3 protein-coding genes and 1 pseudogene are annotated in these 3,565 nt (G+C 68.8%); 2 read left to right on the top strand and 2 right to left on the bottom strand.

The window, feature by feature from the left end; all coding sequences use genetic code 11:
* Positions 1-1,098, bottom strand: a 1,098-nt coding sequence (locus ABZU75_RS45785; RefSeq protein WP_355569652.1) for a M28 family metallopeptidase, incomplete at its 3' end; no start/stop codon positions are given.
* A gap of 99 nt (positions 1,099-1,197) precedes the next feature.
* Positions 1,198-2,730: a M28 family metallopeptidase gene (locus ABZU75_RS45780; protein WP_355569649.1), complete on the bottom strand. Its 1,533-nt coding sequence runs from the start codon at positions 2,728-2,730 to the stop codon at positions 1,198-1,200.
* 242 nt (positions 2,731-2,972) lie between these two features.
* On the opposite strand from ABZU75_RS45780, the gene ABZU75_RS45775 reads away from it, so the two are divergent.
* Positions 2,973-3,158: a PspC domain-containing protein gene (locus ABZU75_RS45775; protein ID WP_343964802.1), complete on the top strand. Its 186-nt coding sequence runs from the start codon at positions 2,973-2,975 to the stop codon at positions 3,156-3,158.
* Between the two features lie 15 nt (positions 3,159-3,173).
* A pseudogene (locus ABZU75_RS45770) lies at positions 3,174-3,565 on the top strand (lipoyl(octanoyl) transferase); the annotation flags it as partial.

Genomic DNA, 3,565 nt, shown 5'->3' with positions numbered 1-3,565 from the left:
CTTGGCGCCGCTGGAGGTGGTGGCCTGCGGGACGCCGCGCTCCCACTGGCCCGAGGTGGCGGTGTCGGTGCCCGAGGGGTTGGTCGTCCAGCCGGTCGAGGTCTCGAAGGTGTCCTGCCAGACGACCGTCGGCGGCGTGGCGGTGGCGGTGGTCCAAACCGCGTAGGCGATGGCGTCGGCGTTGCGGTTCAGTGCGGTGTCGCTGATGTTGGCCGTGGTGTCGCAGGCCCGGTGATAGCAGGGATCGAACGCCTGGCCCGCCGTACCGCCCCAGAGGGTGGCCTGGGCGCTGGTCTTGACGCCCTCGGCGCCGGTGAAGGTGCCTCCGGCCGGGATGCCGACGGCGATGAAGGGCCCGTAGTCGGAGCGGCCGTCGAAGTCGGTGCCCCGGGTGGCCACGCCGATCGAGGTGAAGTACGCCTGGAGCGTCGCCTCCAGCTGCGCCGAGCCCGCCGGGCCGGGGCCCGAGCCGACGCCGTCGGAGTTGTCGCCGTCGTAGATGAAGTAGCCGGCGTTGGGCGAGCCGACCATGTCGAAGTTGTAGTAGCCCTTGATCTTGGCCCGCTCGGTGGACGAGAGGCTGTTCACGTAGGCCTGCGAGCCGCGCAGGCCCAGCTCTTCCGCGCCCCACCAGGCGAAGCGCAGATGCTTGGTGGGAGCCAGCGACTGGCGGGAGACCTCCAGGGCGGTCTCCAGGATGGCGGCACTGCCCGAGCCGTTGTCATTGATACCGGGGCCCGCGGTCACGCTGTCGAGGTGGGCGCCGACCATGAGGATGTCGTTCGGGTCGCCTCCGGGCCAGTCGGCGATGACGTTGTAGCCGGTCGCGCCGCCGTAGGTGAACGACTGCAGGGTGGTGGTGAACCCCGCGCCGTCCAGCAGGCCCTTGACGTAGTTGGCCGAGGCCAGATAGCCGGGGCGGCCGTGCGCGCGGTTGCCGCCGTTGGCGGTGGCGATGGACTGGAGTTGGGTGAGGTGTGCCTTCACGGCGGTCAGCGAGATGTCCGGTGGGACGGCGGCCGACGCCGATGGTGCGGTGAATGCCAGAGGGATGGCCAGGATCGCCGCCATGCCCATGGTCCACAGACTGCGCATCATGCTCCTCGGGTTTGAGGGTGTGGGGGTCCCCCGAGCGGCGCGCACCCGTGGTGGGTGCGCGCCGTATAGCGTGGTGGTGCGCTTTGCTGGACTTTGTCGTTAGCGGGCCGCGCCCTCAGGAGCCGTCGCGGTCTGCGCCGCGGTCCTGGCGAGCGTCGCGGCGTTGCGGTCGGGGATGCCCGTCAGGTCGTAGGCGAAGAACGCGGTGGCGTAGCCGACGGCCTTGGAGTTGCGGTCGAGCGCGGCGGCGTCGATGTTGCCGATGCCGTCGCAGGCGGCGTGGTAGCAGGGGTCGTAGGCGACACCGGCGGTCCCGCCGAACTTGGCGGCCTGCTCGGCGGTCTTGACGCCCTCGGCGCCGCTGAAGATGCCTCCGGCCGGGATGTCGTTGGCGATGAAGGCACCGTAGTCGGAGCGGCCGGTGAAGTCGGTGCCCTCGAAGGGCAGGCCGCGCTTGCCGTAGAACCTCTCCAGGCGCTTCTCGATCTCGGCCGACCCCGCCGGACCGGCAGGGGCGCCCTCGGCGTCGGAGTCGTCACCGTCGTACAGGAAGGTGCCGCCGTTCGGCGAGGCGATCATGTCGAAGTTCAGGTAGAGCCTGATCTTGTCCCGTTCGGCCTGGGACAGGTCCGCGACGTACTGCTCGGAGCCGAGCAGGCCCAGTTCCTCGGCGCCCCACCAGGCGAAACGGAGCTTGTACTTGGTCGGCACCTTGGCCAGCTTCAGCGCGGTCTCCAGGACGGCGGCGCTGCCGGAGCCGTTGTCGTTGATGCCGGCGCCCTCGGGAACGCTGTCCAGGTGCGCGCCGACCGCCACGATCTCGCCGGACTTGCCCCAGCGGGAGTCGGCGATCAGGTTCTTGGTACGGCCGACCGTGGTCTTGGCGTCCACCTTCAGGCGGACCGTGGTGTTCGGGCTGGCGGCCAGGTCCAGGCCGACGGCCGTGCTCGCCATCACGATGGGGAAGCCGAAGCGCCACTCGATGATGTCGAAGAGGAGCGGGTCGGTACGGCCGGGCTGGCCCTCGTTGAAGAAGATCACACCGGCCGCGCCGGCCGCCTTGGCGTTGGTGGCCTTGTCGACGAACGGGCAGGTGCCGCGCTGGAGCAGGGCGATCCGGCCGGGGACGAACCCGGCGAAGTCAGCGGTCTCGCAACCCGCGGTCGAGGTGCTCGGGGTCGGTCCCGGCGGGATGACCGCGTCGACGACCTGGATCTGGGCGGTGACGTCGCCAGGGCTGGAGGAGATCACCGTCACGAAGTCGGCCGGGTTGGCGTAGGTCTTCGCCTCGGGGGCCGTCTTCTGCAGGACCGACGGGCTGAACTCCTCCCAGTTGATCGGGAACTCGACGTCGGTCGTGGAGGTCTTGTATCCGGCCTTGTTCAGCTTGTCCTGCACGTAGGCCAGGGAGGCGTCGTGGCCGGACGTGCCCGCCGCCCGGTTGCCGCCGTTGGCGGTCGCGATCTGCTGGAACTTGTCCAGGTGTTTCTTGACGTTGCTGCCCTTGATCTGTGTCGCGAACGCGTTGGCGAGGATGTCCGGGACACTGGGGGCCGCGATGGTGGCACTCGCCGGTGCGGTGAAGGCGAGGGGGAGAGCGATGGCCGTGACCAGGGTGGCGGTCTGAACCATGCTGCGTCGTAAACTCAGGCGCATAACGCTCCTAGGGGGTGGAACGGAGGGAGACTCCCTATAGGTACATGGCGGAACGTACCGGTATCAACCGCGTTCGCCTAGGGATGTATCGACGCTGACTGACAAGAAAAGTTATCAAGTTCGACCCTGTCAGGGTTTTCTCAGGGGTGCCTCGGGAACGTGGCGGTTCCGGTCGTTCGTTTGACCGGACGAAGAACACCGATTCGGGGAGAGACGCCGTGTACCGTTCGAGAAACCACAAGATAATCGCCGGAGTCTGCGGCGGGATCGCGGACAGTCTCAACCTGCCGCCCACCCTCGTCCGGGTGCTGTGGCTGCTGCTCTCGCTCATTCCCGGGCCGCTCTGGGTCGTCTACGTGCTCATGTGGATCTTCATACCCAAGGCGCCGGAGGCTCGCTACTGAAAATAAGCTGGGGGCATGAGGCAACGCCCCCTGACCCTGGTCCAGGACGACCTGGTCGACTACGAGAAGGCGATGGAGCGGATGACCGACCTGGTCGGTCAGCGGCAACGCGACGAGCGCCCCGACATGCTCTGGCTGCTCAGCCACCCGCAGGTGTACACCGCGGGCAGGCGAACCCTTGAGCAGCACCTGCCCGATCCGGCTCACGGCATCCCGGTCGTGAGCACGGGTCGCGGCGGCCAGCTCACCTACCACGGCCCCGGCCAGCTGGTCGGGTACCTGATCGTCAAGCTCGGCGAGGACGAGGGGATCGTCGACTACGTCCGAGAGGTCGAGCTGAGGCTCGTCGCGGCGCTCGGCGCCCAGGGGTTCCCCGCCGGGCCCCGCGACACCCCCCCCGGGGCCGG

Source organism: Streptosporangium sp. NPDC005286, from assembly GCF_040607515.1.
In the GTDB taxonomy this organism is placed as follows: domain Bacteria; phylum Actinomycetota; class Actinomycetes; order Streptosporangiales; family Streptosporangiaceae; genus Streptosporangium.
Note: the sequence above shows the minus strand (reverse complement) of the source record. Positions and strands in the feature narration are given on the sequence as shown.